General features: G+C 62.2%; 14 protein-coding genes and 1 pseudogene. 8 read left to right on the top strand and 7 right to left on the bottom strand.

All coding sequences use genetic code 11. The features are described 5' to 3' along the window. The first annotated feature begins 58 nt into the window (after positions 1 to 58). A complete protein-coding gene (locus J2J99_RS12560) occupies positions 59 to 1,570 on the top strand; it encodes an ATPase domain-containing protein (protein WP_168294124.1) in 1,512 nt (503 codons plus the stop codon). Continuing rightward, positions 1,554 to 3,688: pseudogene (locus J2J99_RS12555) on the top strand (ATP-binding protein); the annotation flags it as partial. The gene J2J99_RS12560 and the pseudogene J2J99_RS12555, both read left to right, overlap by 17 nt. On the opposite strand, the gene mobB reads toward J2J99_RS12555, so the two are convergent. The 3 genes from mobB to J2J99_RS12540 are packed head-to-tail and all read right to left on the bottom strand — an operon-like array spanning position 3,629 to position 5,698. Continuing rightward, a complete protein-coding gene (gene mobB / locus J2J99_RS12550; protein WP_168294122.1) occupies positions 3,629 to 4,144 on the bottom strand; it encodes a molybdopterin-guanine dinucleotide biosynthesis protein B in 516 nt (171 codons plus the stop codon). The pseudogene J2J99_RS12555 and the gene mobB sit on opposite strands and share 60 nt — an antisense overlap. Continuing rightward, positions 4,141 to 4,770: a molybdenum cofactor guanylyltransferase MobA gene (gene mobA / locus J2J99_RS12545; protein ID WP_168294422.1), complete on the bottom strand. Its 630-nt coding sequence runs from the start codon at positions 4,768 to 4,770 to the stop codon at positions 4,141 to 4,143. Before mobA ends, mobB begins: the two co-directional genes overlap by 4 nt. A 19-nt stretch (positions 4,771 to 4,789) precedes the next feature. After that, entirely contained in the window at positions 4,790 to 5,698 is a 909-nt protein-coding gene (locus tag J2J99_RS12540; protein ID WP_168294121.1) for a DMT family transporter, read from the bottom strand. Positions 5,699 to 6,036: 338 nt separating this feature from the next. Between J2J99_RS12540 and J2J99_RS12535 the strand changes: the two genes are divergently transcribed. Continuing rightward, positions 6,037 to 6,801 carry an SDR family oxidoreductase gene (locus tag J2J99_RS12535; protein WP_168294120.1) on the top strand — a complete coding sequence of 255 codons (765 nt, stop codon included), beginning with the start codon at positions 6,037 to 6,039 and terminating at the stop codon, positions 6,799 to 6,801. 150 nt (positions 6,802 to 6,951) lie between these two features. Here the strand turns inward: J2J99_RS12535 and J2J99_RS12530 are convergent, their stop codons facing one another. Beyond that, positions 6,952 to 7,614 (bottom strand): GntR family transcriptional regulator, encoded by a 663-nt coding sequence (locus J2J99_RS12530; protein WP_168294119.1) that lies wholly within the window; start codon positions 7,612 to 7,614, stop codon positions 6,952 to 6,954. Positions 7,615 to 8,030: 416 nt separating this feature from the next. Between J2J99_RS12530 and J2J99_RS12525 the strand changes: the two genes are divergently transcribed. The 5 genes from J2J99_RS12525 (at position 8,031) to J2J99_RS12505 (ending at position 14,409) form a co-directional block, all read left to right on the top strand. Beyond that, on the top strand, positions 8,031 to 9,287 hold the full coding sequence (locus J2J99_RS12525) for an NRAMP family divalent metal transporter (RefSeq protein WP_168294118.1): 1,257 nt from the start codon (positions 8,031 to 8,033) through the stop codon (positions 9,285 to 9,287). Positions 9,288 to 9,410: 123 nt separating this feature from the next. Continuing rightward, on the top strand, positions 9,411 to 10,175 hold the full coding sequence (locus tag J2J99_RS12520; RefSeq protein WP_168294117.1) for a LamB/YcsF family protein: 765 nt from the start codon (positions 9,411 to 9,413) through the stop codon (positions 10,173 to 10,175). 20 nt (positions 10,176 to 10,195) lie between these two features. Then, complete coding sequence (locus tag J2J99_RS12515) at positions 10,196 to 11,002, top strand: putative hydro-lyase (protein ID WP_168294116.1); 807 nt, start codon at positions 10,196 to 10,198, stop codon at positions 11,000 to 11,002. A gap of 7 nt (positions 11,003 to 11,009) precedes the next feature. Then, on the top strand, positions 11,010 to 12,641 hold the full coding sequence (locus J2J99_RS12510; protein WP_168294115.1) for a 5-oxoprolinase subunit B/C family protein: 1,632 nt from the start codon (positions 11,010 to 11,012) through the stop codon (positions 12,639 to 12,641). Between the two features lie 10 nt (positions 12,642 to 12,651). Beyond that, positions 12,652 to 14,409, top strand: coding sequence for an acetyl/propionyl/methylcrotonyl-CoA carboxylase subunit alpha (locus tag J2J99_RS12505; protein WP_168294114.1), 1,758 nt, complete (start codon positions 12,652 to 12,654; stop codon positions 14,407 to 14,409). Here the strand turns inward: J2J99_RS12505 and J2J99_RS12500 are convergent. The 3 genes from J2J99_RS12500 to J2J99_RS12490 all read right to left on the bottom strand — a co-directional run bounded on the left by J2J99_RS12500 (position 14,399) and on the right by J2J99_RS12490 (position 17,706). Then, on the bottom strand, positions 14,399 to 15,181 hold the full coding sequence (locus J2J99_RS12500; protein ID WP_168294113.1) for a glucose 1-dehydrogenase: 783 nt from the start codon (positions 15,179 to 15,181) through the stop codon (positions 14,399 to 14,401). The two genes, J2J99_RS12505 and J2J99_RS12500, sit on opposite strands and share 11 nt — an antisense overlap. Before the next feature lie 235 nt (positions 15,182 to 15,416). After that, entirely contained in the window at positions 15,417 to 16,205 is a 789-nt protein-coding gene (locus J2J99_RS12495) for an SDR family oxidoreductase (RefSeq protein WP_168294112.1), read from the bottom strand. A gap of 22 nt (positions 16,206 to 16,227) precedes the next feature. Further along, the gene (locus tag J2J99_RS12490) at positions 16,228 to 17,706 is read right to left on the bottom strand and encodes a sugar ABC transporter ATP-binding protein (RefSeq protein WP_168294111.1); all 1,479 of its coding nucleotides are present in this window, start codon (positions 17,704 to 17,706) and stop codon (positions 16,228 to 16,230) included. Between the last annotated feature and the right edge of the window lie 28 nt (positions 17,707 to 17,734).

Below are 17,734 nucleotides of genomic sequence, written 5' to 3'. Positions count from 1 at the left end.
GCCGTTTGACATTCCATCCTTCGCCACTACTTCAAAGTGAAACCGAAGGAAACAATGAATGAATACTGCTATTCCTGCCACGAAAGCTCGGACCGGAGTGTCCGGTTTGGACACAATTCTGGCAGGGGGTCTTTCCGCTGGCCATGTGTTTCTCCTCGAGGGAAATCCAGGGGCCGGGAAGACCACTATTGCACTGCAGTTTCTGATCGAAGGCGCGCGACTTGGCGAGCGCGGGCTCTACATCACGCTCTCGGAAACCGAGAGCGAATTGCGGGCCGGAGCCGCGTCGCACGGCATGATCATCGATGGCAATATCGAAGTCTTCGAGGTCGTGCCTCCCGAGAGCCTGCTGGATTCCGATCAGCAGCAGAGCCTGCTTTATTCGTCGGACCTCGAGCTTGGAGAGACCACCAGGGAAATCTTCGCCGCTTTCGAGAGGGTGAAACCGAGCCGCGTGGTTCTCGACAGCCTGTCGGAGATAAGGTTGCTGGCGCAAAGCTCGCTGCGCTATCGCCGGCAGATCCTTGCGCTGAAACATTACTTCGCCCGCCAGGGGGCGACGGTGCTTCTGCTCGACGACCTGACCTCAGAGGTGCTCGACAAGACAGTGCACAGCGTCGTGCACGGCGTCATCCATCTCGAGGAAATGGCACCCGGTTACGGCTCGGAACGGCGACGGCTGAGAATCATAAAATATCGCGGGCAAGCCTTTCGTGGCGGCTACCACGATTTCACCATCCAGACCGGCGGCGTCGTCGTATTCCCGCGTCTCGTTGCTGCGGAGCACAAGACGAGTTACGATCGCGACAACATTTCGAGCGATATTGCGGAGCTGGACCTTCTCTTGGGCGGTGGCTTAGAGAGGGGCTCGAGTACGCTCATTCTCGGACCGGCCGGCACCGGCAAAAGCACGTTTTCGTTTCAATTCCTGGCAGCAGCGATCGCGCGTGGAGAGAAAGCGGCGGCCTTCATCTTCGACGAGGAGCCCGGGCTGCTATTCGGGCGGCTCAAGGCGCTCGGAATGGATCTCGAGGCGATGAGGGATGCAGGTCTCGTCCACATCGAGCAGGTGGACGCCGCCGAATTGTCGCCCGGCGAATTCGCGCACCGCGTGCGGAATTGCGTCGACAAATCCGGCGCCAGGACCGTCATCATCGACAGCATCAATGGTTATCAGGCTTCGATGCCGGATGAGAACTCGCTGATCCTTCATATGCACGAATTGCTGCAATATCTGAACAGGCAAGGTGCAAACACCTTCCTGACGGTAGCTCAGCACGGTCTGGTCGGTGACATGAAAGCTCCCGTCGACGTCACCTATCTTGCCGATACCGTTATTCTGTTGCGTTATTTCGAGGCGGCCGGACGGGTGCGGCGGGCGGTCTCGGTGATCAAGAAGCGAACTGGCTACCACGAAGATACAATTCGGGAATATCGCATCGACGCCTCGGGCCTGACATTCGGAGGGCCACTTAGCGGATTCCAGGGAGTGCTGCGCGGCGTTCCGGAGTTTGTGTCAGACACGACGTCCCTCATGCCGCGCGACAGCGGGGATGGCGGCAATTCCTAATTCCGGCAAACCAAAGGCGCTGATCTACACACCAGCCGGTCGCGATGCCCTGGTGGCGGTATCCCTGGTGAACGAAGCCGGCGCCACATCGATTACCGCTCCCGACCTTCCGATGTTCGCGGCCTTGCTCGATGACGACGTGGCATTCGGTGTCCTGACGGAAGAGGCGGTTCGCTCAGGCGATTTGAAACCGGTCGCGGCCTGGATTTCGGCGCAGCCGAGCTGGTCGGATCTGCCATTCATCGTGCTCACCACGCGGGGCGGCGGGCCGGAACGAAATCCGGCCGCTGCCAGGCTTTCCGAGGTTCTCGCCAATGTCACCTTTCTGGAAAGGCCTTTCCACGCGACATCCTTCATCAGTATCGCCAGAACCGCCTTAAGGGGGCGTCTGCGCCAATACCAGGCGCGCGCCCAGCTCGAGGCGCTAGGCGAAGGTGAGCGGCGGCTGCAAACGGCACTTGCCGCGGGCCGTCTCGGTGCGTGGGAACTGGAGTTGTCTTCGATGCGGTTGTCCGCGTCCGATACCTGCAAGGCCATCTTCGGCCGAGGGCCGGACCAGGAATTTGCGTATGACGATCTGATCGCGAGCATCCATCCCGATGATCGCGGCCTCGTTCAGGCAAGCCTGGACCTGACGATCGAGATCGGCCGTGATTATTCGGTCGAACACAGGACGATCTGGCCCGACGGATCGCTTCATTGGGCGGAGATGCATGCGCAGCTCTATGCCGACAGGTATGGTTCGGCGAAGAAGCTGGTTGGCGTTTCCTCCGATACCACAGCCCGCAAGACCAGCGAGGAGAACCTCCGACGGCTCAATGAGAGCCTTGAAGAGCGGGTAAGAGAACGGACCGGAGAGGTGCATGCTGCTCATCAGAGCCTGCTTGAACAGGTCGCCCAACGTGAAAAGGCCGAGGAGCAGCTTCGCCACGCGCAAAAGATGGAAGCGATCGGCCAGCTGACCGGCGGCGTCGCGCATGATTTCAACAATCTGCTGATGGTCGTTCTCGGCAATCTCGAACTTCTCGGCAAGCATGTGACAGGAGACCCGAAGGCGACGCGCCTGATCGATGGCGCCCTTCAGGGGGCACGCCGCGGGGCAGCCCTGACACAGCGTCTGCTGGCTTTCGCCAGACGGCAGGATCTGCAAGTGAAGCCGGTCGATCTGGCCGAGCTGGTATCCGGCATGCACGATCTGTTGCGTCGCTCGGTGGGATCGTCCGTGAGCATTGAAACGGTGCTCGCGCCCGCGCTGCAGCCGGCACTGGCCGATGCCAACCAAGTTGAACTGGCCCTGCTCAACCTTGCTGTCAATGCGCGCGATGCGATGCCGGACGGAGGAGCTCTGTCGATTTCGCTGCGTGAAGAACAAGTCGCGGGTGACAGCGGCGATCTCGACGACGGGACCTATCTTGTGCTCAGCTTGACCGACAATGGCACCGGAATGGATGCCGAGACGCTGAAGAAGGCCATCGATCCCTTCTTTTCGACAAAGGAACTCGGAAAGGGCACGGGCCTCGGGCTATCGATGATCCACGGCCTTGCCGTCCAGCTCAATGGCGCGCTGCGCCTGACGAGCAAGCTTGGCGTGGGAACGACTGCCGAATTATGGCTCCCCGCGACCGAACGGCGCCCTGAACAGGCGGCTGAAACCGATCTATCTCTCGCGCAAACCGCATCGAGGCTGAGGATCCTTCTGGTCGACGATGATACCTTGATTGCCATGAGCTCGGTCGAGATGCTTGAAGATCTCGGCCATGATGTTGTCGAAGCAAATTCCGGTTCGCAGGCGCTGGAGCTGGTCAGAAGCGGTGGGCATTTTGACCTGATGATTACCGACTATTCGATGCCCGGCATGACGGGTGCGCAGCTGGCGCAGGCGGTACGGGCCATTCGGCCGGCGCTGCCGATCGTGCTGGCAACGGGCTATGCCGATCTCCCTGCCGGCGCAGAGGTCAATCTTCCCAGATTGGGAAAACCGTATAACCAGGACCAGCTTTCCAGGGAAATTCACAAGGCGATCACAAGTGAGACGGACCTGCATCTCAGATCGGCCAGCTAATGAGCCTCAAGATCGACGATCTCGGTTATGAAATCGGCGATGGCACCAGTGTCGTCCAGATGGAAGACGGGCAGGGCCGTATCCGTGACAGCATGATCGGCGGCGATGGCGCAGATATGGGGATCGCTCGGCGCCAGCGGTTCGCGGTTTGTGGCCTCCAGGCGGCGGGCTTCGATTTTCGGGATCGGCTCACGCTTGTAGCCTTCGATCAGAACGAGATCGCAGGGGGCGAGACGGGCGAGGATTTCCTCGAACTCGGGTTCGGGCGCGCCGCGCAACTCATGCATGATGGCGTAACGCGTGCCGGAAACGATGGTAACTTCATGGGCGCCGGCCTGGCGGTGGCGATAGCTGTCGGCTCCGACCTTGTCGATATCGAAATCGTGATGGGCGTGCTTGATGGTCGAGATCCTGTAGCCGCGGTTGGTGAATTCCGTCACCAGCCGGACGGCAAGCCCGGTTTTGCCCGAGTTCTTCCAGCCGGCGATGCCGAAGATTTTCGGTGCGGTCATGTGCGCAGGGCCTCCAGCCAGCGTTCCGCCTCGATGAGATCGTCAGGCGTGTTGATGTTGAAGAAGGGGTCGAGCAGGCTGGCGCGGGTCGGATGCAGCGGAAATACCACTTCCGTAACGTCATGCCGCAACAGGAAGTCGCGCACGCGGCGTTTCTCGTCGGTAGCGATCCAGGCTTCCAGATCGGCGGCCAGTGTCACCGGCCAGAGACCGAAGACCGGATGGCTGCGGCCCTCTGAGGCGGCAATGGCGATCTGCGACGGGTGCTCGAGCGCAGCCGCCAGCCGGGCGACGAGATCGGTCGGGAAAAATGGACAATCGACCGAAACAGTAACGACATGGCTGATTTTGGGAAGTCCGGCCGCATAGGTCATTGCCGCGTGGATGCCGGCCATCGGCCCGGCCTTGCCGGCAATATGGTCGGGAACGACGGGCACGTTCTCGCTGGCGGCATCGGCATTGACGGCAACGGAAATGACCTGCGGCCCGAGCCGGGCCAGCACGTGGCCGAGCAGGCTGTCTGTTCCGAGCATCACCGCCGCCTTGTCGCGGCCCATACGCTGTGAGCGGCCGCCGGCCAGCACGACGCCTGCTATAGCGGATCTGTCCAACGAGAACTCAGCCATCATCCTGCCTCGGAATGCTTCACACCGGCACGCGCGGTTCGGACTCCTGCGCGATCGGCGAAACGTGGCGCTTGGCCTCACGATAGAACGTATAGAGGCCGGAAGCGATGACGATTGCAGCACCGACTCGCGTCCAGCTGTCAGGCACTTCGGCAAAAAAGAAAAAGCCGAGCAGCGAGGAGAAGATCAGGCTGGTGTAGCGAAACGGAGCGACGAAGGAGATTTCGCCGGTCCGCATGGCAAGGATAACCGACTGGTATCCCACGAGCACGAGCACCGAGGCGAGCAGGAGATGCCCGAGCGAGGTCAGGCTGACCGGCTGCCAAGCGCCGAGCACCGGGATGAGCAACGCGCCGAAGAAAGAGATCGAGATGGCGGTGATGACGGTGATCATCAGCGATGGAATCTGCGGATCGATCGACCGGGTGGCGAGATCGCGGCCGGCCGTCGTCATGACCGCACCGACGCAGAGGAGGGCGGCGGCGGTGAAGCCTTCGGGGCCGGGGCGGATAATGATCATCACGCCGACGAGGCCGACGATGATCGCCGACCAGCGCCGCCAGCCGACCGGCTCGTTGAAGAAGAGCGCGGCGCCGAAGGTGACGACCAGCGGCAGTGACTGCAGGATTGCCGAGGCATTGGCGATCGGCATCATGCCGAGCGCAGTGATATAGGTGACGGCAGAGAGCATCTCGCAGATGATGCGGAGAATGATCATCGGCTTCAGCACGACGCGCCAGGAGCGCAGCGCGCCCATTTTCCACGCAATCAGAAAGATGAGCAGGCTGGTGAAAAGGCCGCGCAGGAACATTATCTCGCCGGCATTCATATGGGCGACCACCGATTTGGAGAGTGCGTCGCTCGCGGAAAAGCCGGCCATCGCCATGCTCATATAGATGGCGCCCTCAGTGTTGCGTGACCGCGGCATGAAGAGATTCCCTTTACCTGTGCGCCTCTTCTTAGTCGGGAAGATACATGAAGGGAATCGGATGAATGTCACACCCGAAATAAATCGATGATGCAATGCACAACGGCATTGACGTAGCGGGAGGCGCGCATTTGGAAAACCCGGCAAACCGGCGCATTACAGGGTGAATTTCGATATTTCCGGTGCTGCGATCGAGGCTTCCTCCCTCCTTCGGGGGGTGAACTGATCGCCGCCGAAAGCATGCGCTTTCGCCGGTTTCCGTTCGTCGGCGCGGGAAACGGGTGGCTGCGTCGCCCGATGTTTGAGAGGGATGCCTCGATAACAAAGGAGAAACGGACATGACACTTCTGAACAACAAGGTCGCGATCATCACCGGCGCAAGCTCCGGCATCGGCCGGGCGGCGGCGAAGCTCTTTGCACGTGAGGGCGCGAAGCTCGTGGTCACCGGAAGGCGACAGGAGACGCTCGACGCCGTCGTCGCCGAAATCGAGGCGGAGGGCGGGCAGGCCGTTGCCATATCGGGCGACGTCAGGGACGAGGCGCTACAGGCAAGGCTCACCGACACGGCCGTCTCGTGCTTCGGCAGGCTCGACATCGCCTTCAACAATGCCGGCGGCCTCGGGGAAATGGGCCCGGTTGCCGGGCTGTCGCTCGAGGGCTGGCGCGAGACGATCGAAACGAACCTCACCGCCGCCTTTCTCGGCGCCAAATGCCAGTCGGCGGCGATGGGAAATGGTGGATCATTGATCTTCACCTCCACCTTCGTCGGCCACACCGCCGGCATGCCCGGCATGGCCGCCTACGCGGCGAGCAAGGCGGGGCTGATCGGCTTCGTGCAGGTACTCGCCGCCGAACTCGGGCGGCAGAACATCCGCGTCAACGCCCTGCTTCCCGGCGGCACCGACACGCCGGCCAGCATCACCAACGCGCCCGACGCGACGGCGGAACTGCTCGCCTTCGTCGAGGGGCTGCATGCGCTGAAGCGCATGGCGCAGCCGGAAGAGATCGCCAATGCGGCGCTCTTCCTTGCGTCTGATCTGTCGAGCTTCGTGACGGGGACGGCGATGCTCGCCGATGGTGGGGTTTCGATCAGCCGGACGTAGGATGGGCTAGACTAAGGCGGGATCCCTATGGCTGCCGCGGACCTGTTGAGATCCATTCGCCACCGATGGCCATGCGCCGCGGAGCTATTGTCGCAACCAGAGACGAATCGTCGTCTAATCGGCATCGAAACGCGCGGCCGAGCGTGCAATTCATTTGGCGCCGCCAATTCGCGAGAAAGCGGCCAGAACTGTGCGCTCGGACTGCATCAGATACGCCTCAAGTGCCGCTGAGGCTTCGGCCGTCATCCCAGCCTCAAGCTTTTCAAGGATTGCCGCATTAAGGTCGACGTAAGGAGCGTGCAACAGCTCGGGATCGGAGAGCAGGCCGAAGCTGAGGCGCAGTTCTGCGGCGATCTGCGCATAGAAGGTATTCAGACGGTGACTGTCGGCGAGATCTACGATCGCCGCGTGAAAGACCATGTTCTCACTGCCGACCATACTCCAATCCTTGGCCTCGCGCGCGAGCTTGGCACGCGTGACTGCCGCGCGCATTCGTGCCACCGCCGGATGGTTGGGATACGCCTTGGCGAGCGCCTGGCATTCGATCACACGGCGCACGCGATAAATGTCAATGATCGAGGCCATACTGGGTGTGGCGACAAAAACGCCGCGATTGGGCTCGTGCCGCAAGAGCCCTTCCTTTGTCAGGAGCCGGAATGCCTCACGCAAAGAGTTGCGCGATACATCCAGACCGGCACTTAGCGCTGTCTCGGAAAGGCGCTGGCCCGGCTTCAATTCGCCAGCAATCAGTTTGTCGCGGATTTCCTCCGCCAGGCGCGGCGCGAGCGCCGATGTAATATTTTGTTCGACCATCAAATCCCCTAGTGCACAGACACGAGTCAAACCTCCGCGCCCTTGCGCACCGGTATAGCGGTTTGCATCTCCGGGAGCCATAAGAGGAGTGGCTTGATCACGCGGACCGCGCAACGAAGACGCCGTACATGGCCCCCCGGGCAGATAGAAAATGAAAAGCCCCCGCAACCCGTTCCTTATCGTTGATGCACGAAAGGAGGCAAGAGCCACTTCCGATGTGGCCGGAACTTCCAACAATCAAGGACACCGCGCCCAAGTGAGTTTGTTGCGCCGAACTGGAGTTATTTGGTAGAACGATGCAGCAAAATCGTTGAACAATCTTGACAGAATTGTAAAACGTGTCACCGTGATGCCTGTCAACAAACCTAGGCAGCCCGCCGAGATCTCGGCGTCGGCCTGCACATAAGGAGGGGTTCATGGAACAGTCAGCAATTTCAATGACAACCGTTGCGCCGGCACGGATGTCGGCCAAGTCGCGCCGCGCTGCGCTCGTGGCGGCCATCTTCCTGATGGCCACATCTGCCATCGGTCCGGGCTTCATCACCCAGACGGCGACGTTCACAACAAAACTCGGTGCGGCCTTCGCCTTCGCAATCCTTGCCTCCATCCTGATCGATTTCGTCGTTCAGCTGAACATCTGGCGGATCGTGACGCTGACGAAGATGCGGGCTTCCGATCTCGCCAACGCGGCCTTCCCGGGCTCCGGCTATCTGCTGGCAATTCTCGTCATCGTCGGCGGGTTATTCTTCAACATCGGCAACATCGGCGGCACAGGCCTCGGCATCAATGCGATGATCGGTCTCGATCCGAAGCTTGGCGGAGCGATCAGCGCGCTGCTTTCGATCGGCATCTTCCTGTCGAAGCGTGCCGGCATGGCGGTCGATCGGTTCATTGTCCTGGCCGGCATCCTGATGATCGCCTTGACGGTCTATGTTGCCTTCGCATCGGCTCCGCCGGTTGGCGACGCGCTGTTTCAGACCTTTCTTCCGTCCACCATCGATTTCGCCACCATCACCACCATCGTCGGCGGTACGGTCGGGGGCTATATCACCTATTCCGGGGCCCACCGACTGCTCGACAAGGGCACGGTCGGCATCGAGAATCTCGGTGCGGTCAACCGTGCAGCGCTGACGGGCATCGCTGTCACCGGCCTCATGCGGTACGTGCTTTTCCTGGCCGTCCTCGGCGTGGTTGCGGGCGGAGCCGTCATCGATGTTTCCGGCGCGGGTGCGAATCCGGCTGCCCAGGCTTTCCAGGCCGCCACCGGCAACATTGGCCTGCGCATCTTCGGCGTCATCTTCTGGGCTGCTGCGATCACCTCGGTCATCGGTGCCGCTTACACGTCGGTCTCGTTCGTCACGATTTTCAAGAGAGACATAACCGAACGGGCCCGCAGCATCGCGACTGTCATCTTCATTGCCGTGTCGCTGTTCTTCTACGTGATCATTACCACGCCGCCGGCACAGATGCTGGTCTTCGTCGGGGGGCTGAACGGCCTGATTCTGCCGATCGGCCTGTCGATCTTCATCTATGCGGCCTGGGCCCGGTCCGATCTGATGGGAGGCTATCGCTATCCGCGTTGGCTGCTGGTGCTCGGCGTACTGGTCTGCGCTCTGACCTGGTACATGGGCTACAAGTCGATCGGCCCGATCTTCGCGCTGCTTGCCGCGTAACGCGGGACGAGGAGGGCGCGGGCGCCCTTACGCCCGGGCCCCGCTCTGACTTTTTGAATTAATCACGCTTTCGGTTTGGGACAGCCCGGCCTACATCGTTCGTGATTCACAGGGAGATCTGACATGACTGCCATCGATCTGAACAGCGATCTCGGCGAAAGCTACGGCGCCTGGAGCATGGGCGACGACGCGGCTATGCTGGCCATCGTCTCCAGCGCCAATATCGCCTGCGGCTTCCATGCCGGCGATCCGCTCGGCATTCTGAAGACTGTCAAAGCCGCCGCTGAAAGGGGCGTTTCGGTCGGAGCCCATGTTTCCTATCCCGACCGCGTCGGCTTCGGACGGCGCGACATGGGCGTCACCAGCGCGGAACTGACCGCCGACGTCATTTATCAGATCGGCGCGCTGAAAGGCGTCGCCACTGCTGAGGGCGTCGCAGTCGGCTACGTTAAGCCGCACGGCGCGCTCTACAACCGCATTGCCCACGACCCAATACAGGGCCAGGCGGTGATCGACGGCATCAAGGCGATCGATCCGGACCTGGTTCTAATGGGCCTGGCCGGAGCACCGATCCTCAAACTCGCGCACAAATCCGGCCTCAAGACCGTGGCCGAGGCCTTCGCCGACCGCTCCTATACGCCCGGCGGGGAACTCGTTTCGCGTCGTGAACCGTGCGCAGTTCTGCACGACACAACCGTGATCGCCCGTCGCATGCTGCAACTTGCTCGCGAGGGTACGATCGAAGCGATCGACGGCTCGACCATCAAGGTCGATGCTCAGTCGATCTGCGTCCATGGCGACAGCCCCGGTGCTGTCGCGATCGCCCAGGCGATTCGTCAGGCCTTTGAGACCGACGGGATTGCCGTTCGCTCGTTCCTGGCGGCGTGAGCAAGCATTTGGAGGAAACCATGATTGCGATTGAGAACCTTGGCCACATCGATGCCGAATCGGCGCGCCTCGCGCGCCGGCGCTATCGGGCCGGCTATGCCGAGCCGACGTCGGGTGTGGCGCCGGGATTTACCCAGGCAAACATGATTGTCCTGCCGCGCGACTGGGCCTTCGATTTCCTGCTCTTTGCGCAGCGCAATCCGAAGGCCTGCCCATTGCTCGACGTTTCCGATCCCGGCTCGCACATGACGCTTCTGGCTCCGGGGGCCGATCTTCGCACGGATCTGCCGCGCTATCGCATCTGGCGCGACGGCAAGCTCGCCGAGGAAATCGCCGATGCGACCACGGCCTGGGCGGAACGCGCCGACCTCGTCAGCTTCCTCATCGGTTGCAGCTTCACCTTCGAAACGTCGATGGCCGAGGCGGGCATCGAGATCCGGCATATCACCGACAAGTCGAACGTTCCGATGTATCTGACCAACCGCGCCTGCCGCCCGGCAGGCCGGCTGCGCGGCAACCTGGTCGTATCGATGCGGCCGATCAAGGCGAGCCGCGTTGCCGATGCCGCGACAATCTCCGGTCGCTTCCCGGCGGTGCACGGCGCACCTGTACATATCGGCGCGCCGGAAGAGATCGGCATCCGAGACCTGTCGAAGCCGGAATTCGGCGAGCCGGTGCGTGTCGAGCCTGGTGAAATCCCGGTGTTCTGGGCCTGCGGCGTGACCCCGCAGGCCGCCGTGATGGCATCCGGCGTGCCCTTTGCCATCACCCACGCGCCGGGGCATATGTTCATCACCGACATTCCCGACACCGCCTATCACGCCTGAGGATCCGATGCGCTTCCTGCCCGTCAACCTGACGACCCTTCTGGTCGAACTCGACGATCTCGACCAGACGCTGGCGCTGTTTGCTTCGCTCGAAACCGATCCGGTGGAGGGCATCGAAGACATCGTGCCGGCCGCACGCACGCTGATGATCGGCTTTCGCGCAGAAAGGCTCACCGCGGAACGGCTTGCCGGCGAGATCGCCACCCGCGACCTTTCGGCCCGCATCGCGCCGTCCGACCATCTCGTCGAAATCCCGGTTCACTATGACGGCGAAGACCTTGCCGATGTGGCGCAACTGACCGGTCTATCAGTCGAAGAGGTCATCCGTCGTCACACCGAGAGCACCTTCACCGTCGCCTTCTGCGGCTTTGCCCCCGGTTTCGGTTATCTTGTCGGTGGTGATCCCGCGCTGCATGTGCCGCGTCGGCAAAGCCCGCGGACTCGGATTCCGGCGGGTTCGGTCGCCCTTGCTGGCGCCTTCTCCGGCGTCTATCCGCAGGCAAGTCCCGGCGGCTGGCAGATCATCGGCACGACGCTGGAAAAAATGTGGGACCTGTCGCGCGATCCGCCGGCCTTGTTCCAACCCGGCTACCGGGTGCGCTTCTTCGATCTCGAAAAGCGGGCGGTTGCGATTTCCACTCTGGCGACGAAGGTCGCAGATCCAGGCCCAGCCGAGGTCTCCGGCGGGGCTGTGACACTAAAGGTCCTGGCCGCACCCATGCCGGCACTATTTCAGGACCTCGGCCGCTTCGGCAAGACCGGCCAGGGCGTGTCCTCCTCAGGCGCGCTCGATCGAGGGGCACTCAAGGCGGCCAACCGCGTGGTCGGCAATGCTGCCGAAACCCCGTGCCTCGAAATCATCCCCGGCGGATTTTCTTTCGAGGCGTCGGGCCGGACGGTGATGGCACTGACCGGCGCGCCTTGTCCGATATCAATCCGCGATGCCTCAGGGCGCACCATTGCCGCCGAAACCTATCGGCCCATCTCGCTGGAGCCCGGCGATGTGGTGACGCTCGGCCATGCGCCGCGCGGCATGCGAAGCTATTTGTCGATCCGCGGCGGTCTCACTGTCGAGCCGGTGCTCGGCAGCGCCTCGACCGATACGCTTGCCTTCATCGGCCCGGACTCGGTCACGGCAGGGACGATCTTGACACTGCAAACGGCGACGCAGTCTCTCGGCAGCGTATCGCTTTCCGAAGCGCCGGCCTTCGCGTTTCCGGCTTCCGGCGAGATCGTGACGCTCGACGTGATCATGGGACCGCGCACCGACTGGTTCACCCAGGCCGCCATCACCAGTTTCTCGGGTCAACTCTGGCAGGTGACCCCGCAGTCCAACCGTGTCGGTATCCGCCTTTCCGGCGACATCGCCCTGGAGCGTAGGGACAAGACGGAACTGCCGAGCGAGGGAACCGCGACCGGCGCGATCCAGGTGCCGCATAGCGGCCAGCCGGTGCTTTTCCTTGCAGACCATCCGTTGACCGGCGGTTACCCGGTCATCGGCACGGTCGCCGAATATCATCTCGACCTCGCCGGGCAGATCCCGGTCAATGCCCAGATACGCTTCCGGCCCGTGACGAGGTTTGCCGATGTTCGGCCGCAGGTGCCCGACACCAAAGCCCGGCCGCCAAGAAATAAGTGAGGAGACATCCATGCAGAAAGTCCTGATCGCCAACCGAGGCGAGATTGCGGTGCGCATCATCCGGGCTTGTCGCGACCACGGCCTGCAATCGGTCGCCGTCTATGCCGATCCGGACATGGATGCGCTCTTCGTCAAGCTGGCGGACGAAGCCTACGGGCTCTCCGGCAGCCGCCCGGCGGAAACCTATCTCGATATCGACAAGCTGATCGACATTGCCAAACGTTCGGGCGCCGACGCCGTTCATCCCGGCTACGGGTTCCTGTCCGAGCGTGCGGAGTTCGCCCGAGCCGTCATCGATGCAGGCCTCATCTGGATCGGACCTGATCCGCAGGTCATCGAAGCGCTTGGCGACAAGGTCGAGGCCCGGCGCATTGCGCTGAGTGTCGGTGCGCCTCTCGTCGCTGGCAGTGACGGTCCGGTCGAGACCGCTGCGGAAGTCACCGCCTTTGCTGAGAAACACGGTCTGCCCGTTGCCATCAAGGCGGCGCATGGGGGGGGCGGACGCGGCCTGAAGGTCGCCTGGAAGATGGAGGAGGTGGCGGAACTCTACGAATCCGCCGTGCGTGAGGCCAAGGCCGCCTTCGGCCGCGGCGAGTGTTTCCTCGAACGCTTCCTCGATCGTCCGCGCCACATCGAGGCGCAGGTGCTGGCTGACAAACATGGCAATGTGGTGGTTCTCGGCACTCGTGACTGCTCGCTACAGCGGCGCAACCAGAAGCTCGTCGAGGAGGCGCCGGCACCGTTTCTTTCCAACGCTCAGCGCCAGTCGATCCACGACGCCGCGAAGAAGATCTGTGCGGCAGCCGGCTACTCGGGGGCGGGAACGGTCGAGTTCCTGCTCGGTGTCGACGGTACGATCTCCTTCCTCGAAGTGAACACGCGCCTTCAGGTCGAGCATCCGGTAACCGAAGAGACGACCGGCATCGATCTCGTGATCGAGCAGTTCCGCATCGCCGATGGCCTGCCGTTGCGCGTCACCGAAACGCCCGCCCCGCGTGGCCACTCGATCGAGTTCCGTATCAACGCCGAAGATCCCGGCCGTGGCTTCCTGCCGACACCCGGTGCGATCACGGCTTTCGACGCGCCCTCCGGTCCCGGCATCCGTCTCGACACCGGCGTCGGCGTGGGCTCGACCGTTCCCGGCACCTTCGATTCGCTAATGGCGAAGCTGATCGTCACGGGCAGTACTCGTGAGGAGGCGTTGAGCCGCGCCCGCCGTGCCCTCAAGGAGTTCAGGATCGAGGGCGTCGCAACGGTCCTCCCCTTCCACCGCGCCGCGATCGAGACAGAAGAATTCGTCGGCGAGACAGGATTCGAGGTGCACACGCGCTGGATCGAGACCGGCTTCGCCGATCGGCTTTCGGCCGTCGCCCGGCCCGAGCCGGTTGCCGATGGCCACCTGATCCGCACTCACGTCGAGATCGATGGCAAGCGACATGAACTCGGCATTCCCGCGGCGCTCCTAGCCGGTCTCGGCGGACTTGCAGGCGCGGGTAGCGGAGGTGCGACAGCGGCAAGGACCGACGACGCAGCGACCATAACCGCACCGATTTCCGGCACGCTGCAGGCGTTCAAGGTCGAAGATGGCGCGGAGGTTGCTGCCGGTGATCTCATCGCCGTCATGGAGGCGATGAAGATGGAAACCCAGGTCACGGCATCGCGGGCAGGCAAGATTCGGATCAAGGCAGAGGTTGGCGGATATCTTCAGGCGGGAGCTGAAATCGCCCTCTTCGAGGAGCCGGTGTCCTCTGCTCCACCTACGACATGATCAACCCGCCGTCGACATTGATGGTCTGGCCGGTGATATAAGCCGCGTCGTCGCTGGCCAGGAAGGTGACCAGGCCGGCGACATCTTCTCCTGCTCCAGCCCTTTTCATCGGGATGCCCTCGACCCATTCCTTCATCAATTCGCCAGGGGCGTAATTGCCGAGCAGTTTTCCCCAAGCCTGGTCGTTATAGGCCCACATGTCGGTTTCGATGATGCCGGGGCAAAAGGCGTTGACGGTGATGTTTTCGGTCGCGACTTCCTTGGCGAGGCTCTGGGTGATGCCGACCACGCCCATTTTCGAAGCGGCATAGTGCGGCGTATAGATGAAACCGTCGCGGGCCTGGCCGGAGGCGGTGTTGATGATGCGGCCGCCGCACTTGTGCTTGCGCATTCTTGCGATGGCCTCCTGGGCGCAAAGGAAGACGCCCTTGGTGTTGACGGCCATGACCTTGTCCCACTCGTTTTCGGTGAGGTCCTCGACGCGGGCGATGGTGATGACGCCGGCATTCTGGATCGAGACATCAACGGCGCCGAATTCATTCTCCGCGGCATCGTAGAGCGCCTTGACGCTCGCCTTGTCGGTGACATCGCCGATGAAGGAGATGGCCGTGCCGCCTTCGGCCCTGATCGCTTCGCCAACGCCGTGGACCAGGTCCTCATTGGCCGAGACCACGAGATTGGCGCCCTCGCGCGCAAAGCGCCTGGCGATGGCGGCGCCGATGCCGCGGCTGGCCCCGGTGATGACGACAGTCTTGTTTTCGAAGCGTTTCATCCTCTTTCCTTTCAGATATCCCGTCGGGAGACGGCAGATCCGCTCGCTGAATTCGAGCGGTCTCGAGCGCCAATGACGACGCATGCGGCTCAGTTCATTCTGTCGGCGGGAAGGGCGGGCGGGCGGCGATATCGCGCACCGCCTTGCCCGTTGGTCCCTTCAGCGCCTCGATCTCAGCCAGGGAGGAAGCGAGATCGGTTCATGTTCCAGTTGCCGAACGAGCTTTTTGGTCGCATCACCAGCAGCAGAAACCGCCGTCCACGAGAAGATCGACGCCCGTCACGAAGCTTGCGGCGTTCGACAGCAGGAACACGGCCGGACCGACCATCTCATCGACCGTTGCCATGCGCTGCATCGGGGTCTGCTCTTCGAAGAGCTTGGTCTGATGAACCATCTCCGGACGGGTGTTCATGGGCGTGGCCGTATATCCCGGGGAGATGGTGTTGACGCGAATGCCGCGGCCGACCCATTCCATCGCCATCGACTTCGACATATGGATCACGCCCGCCTTGGAGGCGTTGTAGTGCGCTTGGCTCAGCCCCCGGTTGACAATCACGCCCGACATGGAAGCGATATTGACGATGGAGCCGCGTCCATTCTTCAGCATGGCGCGGGCCTCGGCCTGGCAGGAAAGAAAGATGCCTTTCAGGTTGATATCCATCAACGTCTGGTATTGATCCTCTTCCATATCTTCCGCTGCGTTTGCATTGGCGATGCCTGCGGCGTTGACGGCCAGCGTCAGGGCGCCGAGATCCGCTTCGGTTCGTGCGACGGCATCGGCAAGCGAGGATTTGCTCGTGACATCGGCAGCGATCTCGATCGAGCGGCGCCCGGCGGCGCGAATATGTTCGGCGGTCCTGGCCAGTCCGTCGTCGGTTCGACGGTCGAGCAGCGCCACGTCGGCGCCGCATTGCGCGAGGCCGATGGCAATGCGTTGCCCGATGCCGCTGCCGGCACCCGTTACGATGGCAACCTGGCCGCTGAGGTCGAAAAGCTTCGGGGCGTTGAGAGTGATGTCAGACACCGCTCTTCCTTTCTCTGTCTGTTTAGATGGTCGCCAACTCCATGACCGAGACGTCATTTGCCTGGTCACGATCGAGGATGCCTGCCTGCTTGCCTTGGGCAAGCACGAGAATGCGATTGGAAACGCCGAGAATTTCCTCGAGGTCCGAGCTTACGACGATGACGGCCACACCCTGTTTGGCAAGGTTGACGATGATATCGTAGATGCCAGCGCGGGCGCCGACGTCGATGCCTCGTGTCGGTTCGTCGAGAACGACGACCTTGGGATCGCGCAGGAGCCACTTCGCGATCACGACCTTCTGCTGGTTGCCGCCGGAAAGATCGGAAGCGTATTGCTCGGCACGGCCCTTGACGCCGAACTTGGCCACAGCCTTTTCCGCAAAGGAGCGCTTGACGCGCGGCGTAATCCAGCCGCCGCCGAGTTTATCCAGATTGGCGTAGATAATGTTCTCGCTGATCCGGTGCCCGACGATCAGGCCCTGCTCCTTGCGGTCTTCCGGAACCATCACGATGCCCTTGGCGATCGCGTCGGCCGGATCGCGCAGCGTGAGTTCTTCGCCTTGCAGCTTGATCGAACCTGCACTGATCGGATCGGCTCCCGAAATCGCACGCACCAGTTCAGTGCGGCCGGCGCCGACCAGCCCGGCGATGCCGAGAATTTCTCCGGCCCGCACCTCGAAGGTAACGTTACGGAACGAGCCATCCGGCGAGCTCAGCCCGGACACCTCGAGGACCGGACGGTCCGTCGGAACGGGCAGGGTAGGGAACAGACGATCAAGCGGGCGTCCGACCATGCTTTCGACAATAGTTCGAACCGGGGTGGCGCTGTCCGAGAATTCCTGCACCCGCTCCCCGTCGCGAAGAACGACGATCCGGTCTGTTATCTGCTTGATCTCTTCCATGCGGTGGGAGATGTAGACGATGCCCACACCCTCCGAGCGAAGCTTGCGAACCTGTTCGAACAGAGCTTCCGTCTCCGCGCCGCCAAGGGCGGCTGTCGGCTCATCAAGGATCAGGAGCTTGGCGTTGAGAGCGAGCGCCTTGGCGATCTCGATGAGCTGTTGATTTGCGGTGGAAAGGCCGGCGACCATCCGTGTTGCCGGAACATGAAGGTTCAAACGCGCGAGTTGATCCTGGGCTCGGCGAACCATCTGAGCCCGGTCAACGACGCCGTTCTTCATAGGCCAGCGTCCGATGAAGACGTTTTCCGCGATTGACAGCTGCGGCAGAAGCTGCAGTTCCTGATGGATCAGGACGACGCCCTTGTCGATCGCTTCGCGTGGGGTGGCCGGGGCATAAGGCTGCCCCAGCCATGTCATCGATCCCTCGGATGGTGTGCGTGAGCCGGCAATGATGCCCGACAGCGTCGACTTGCCCGCACCGTTTTCGCCGAGAAGTGCAACCACTTCACCGGGATAGACGTCCAGGCTGACATTCTTCAGCACCGGCAGCGGCCCATACCACTTGGATATGCCCCTCAGGGAAAGAACTGGATCAGTCACGGCACACCTCCTCAAGACCTCGACTTCA

Origin of the sequence: Rhizobium binae, from assembly GCF_017357225.1 — a bacterium.
GTDB classification, from domain to species: domain Bacteria; phylum Pseudomonadota; class Alphaproteobacteria; order Rhizobiales; family Rhizobiaceae; genus Rhizobium; species Rhizobium binae.
Note: the sequence above shows the minus strand (reverse complement) of the source record. Positions and strands in the feature narration are given on the sequence as shown.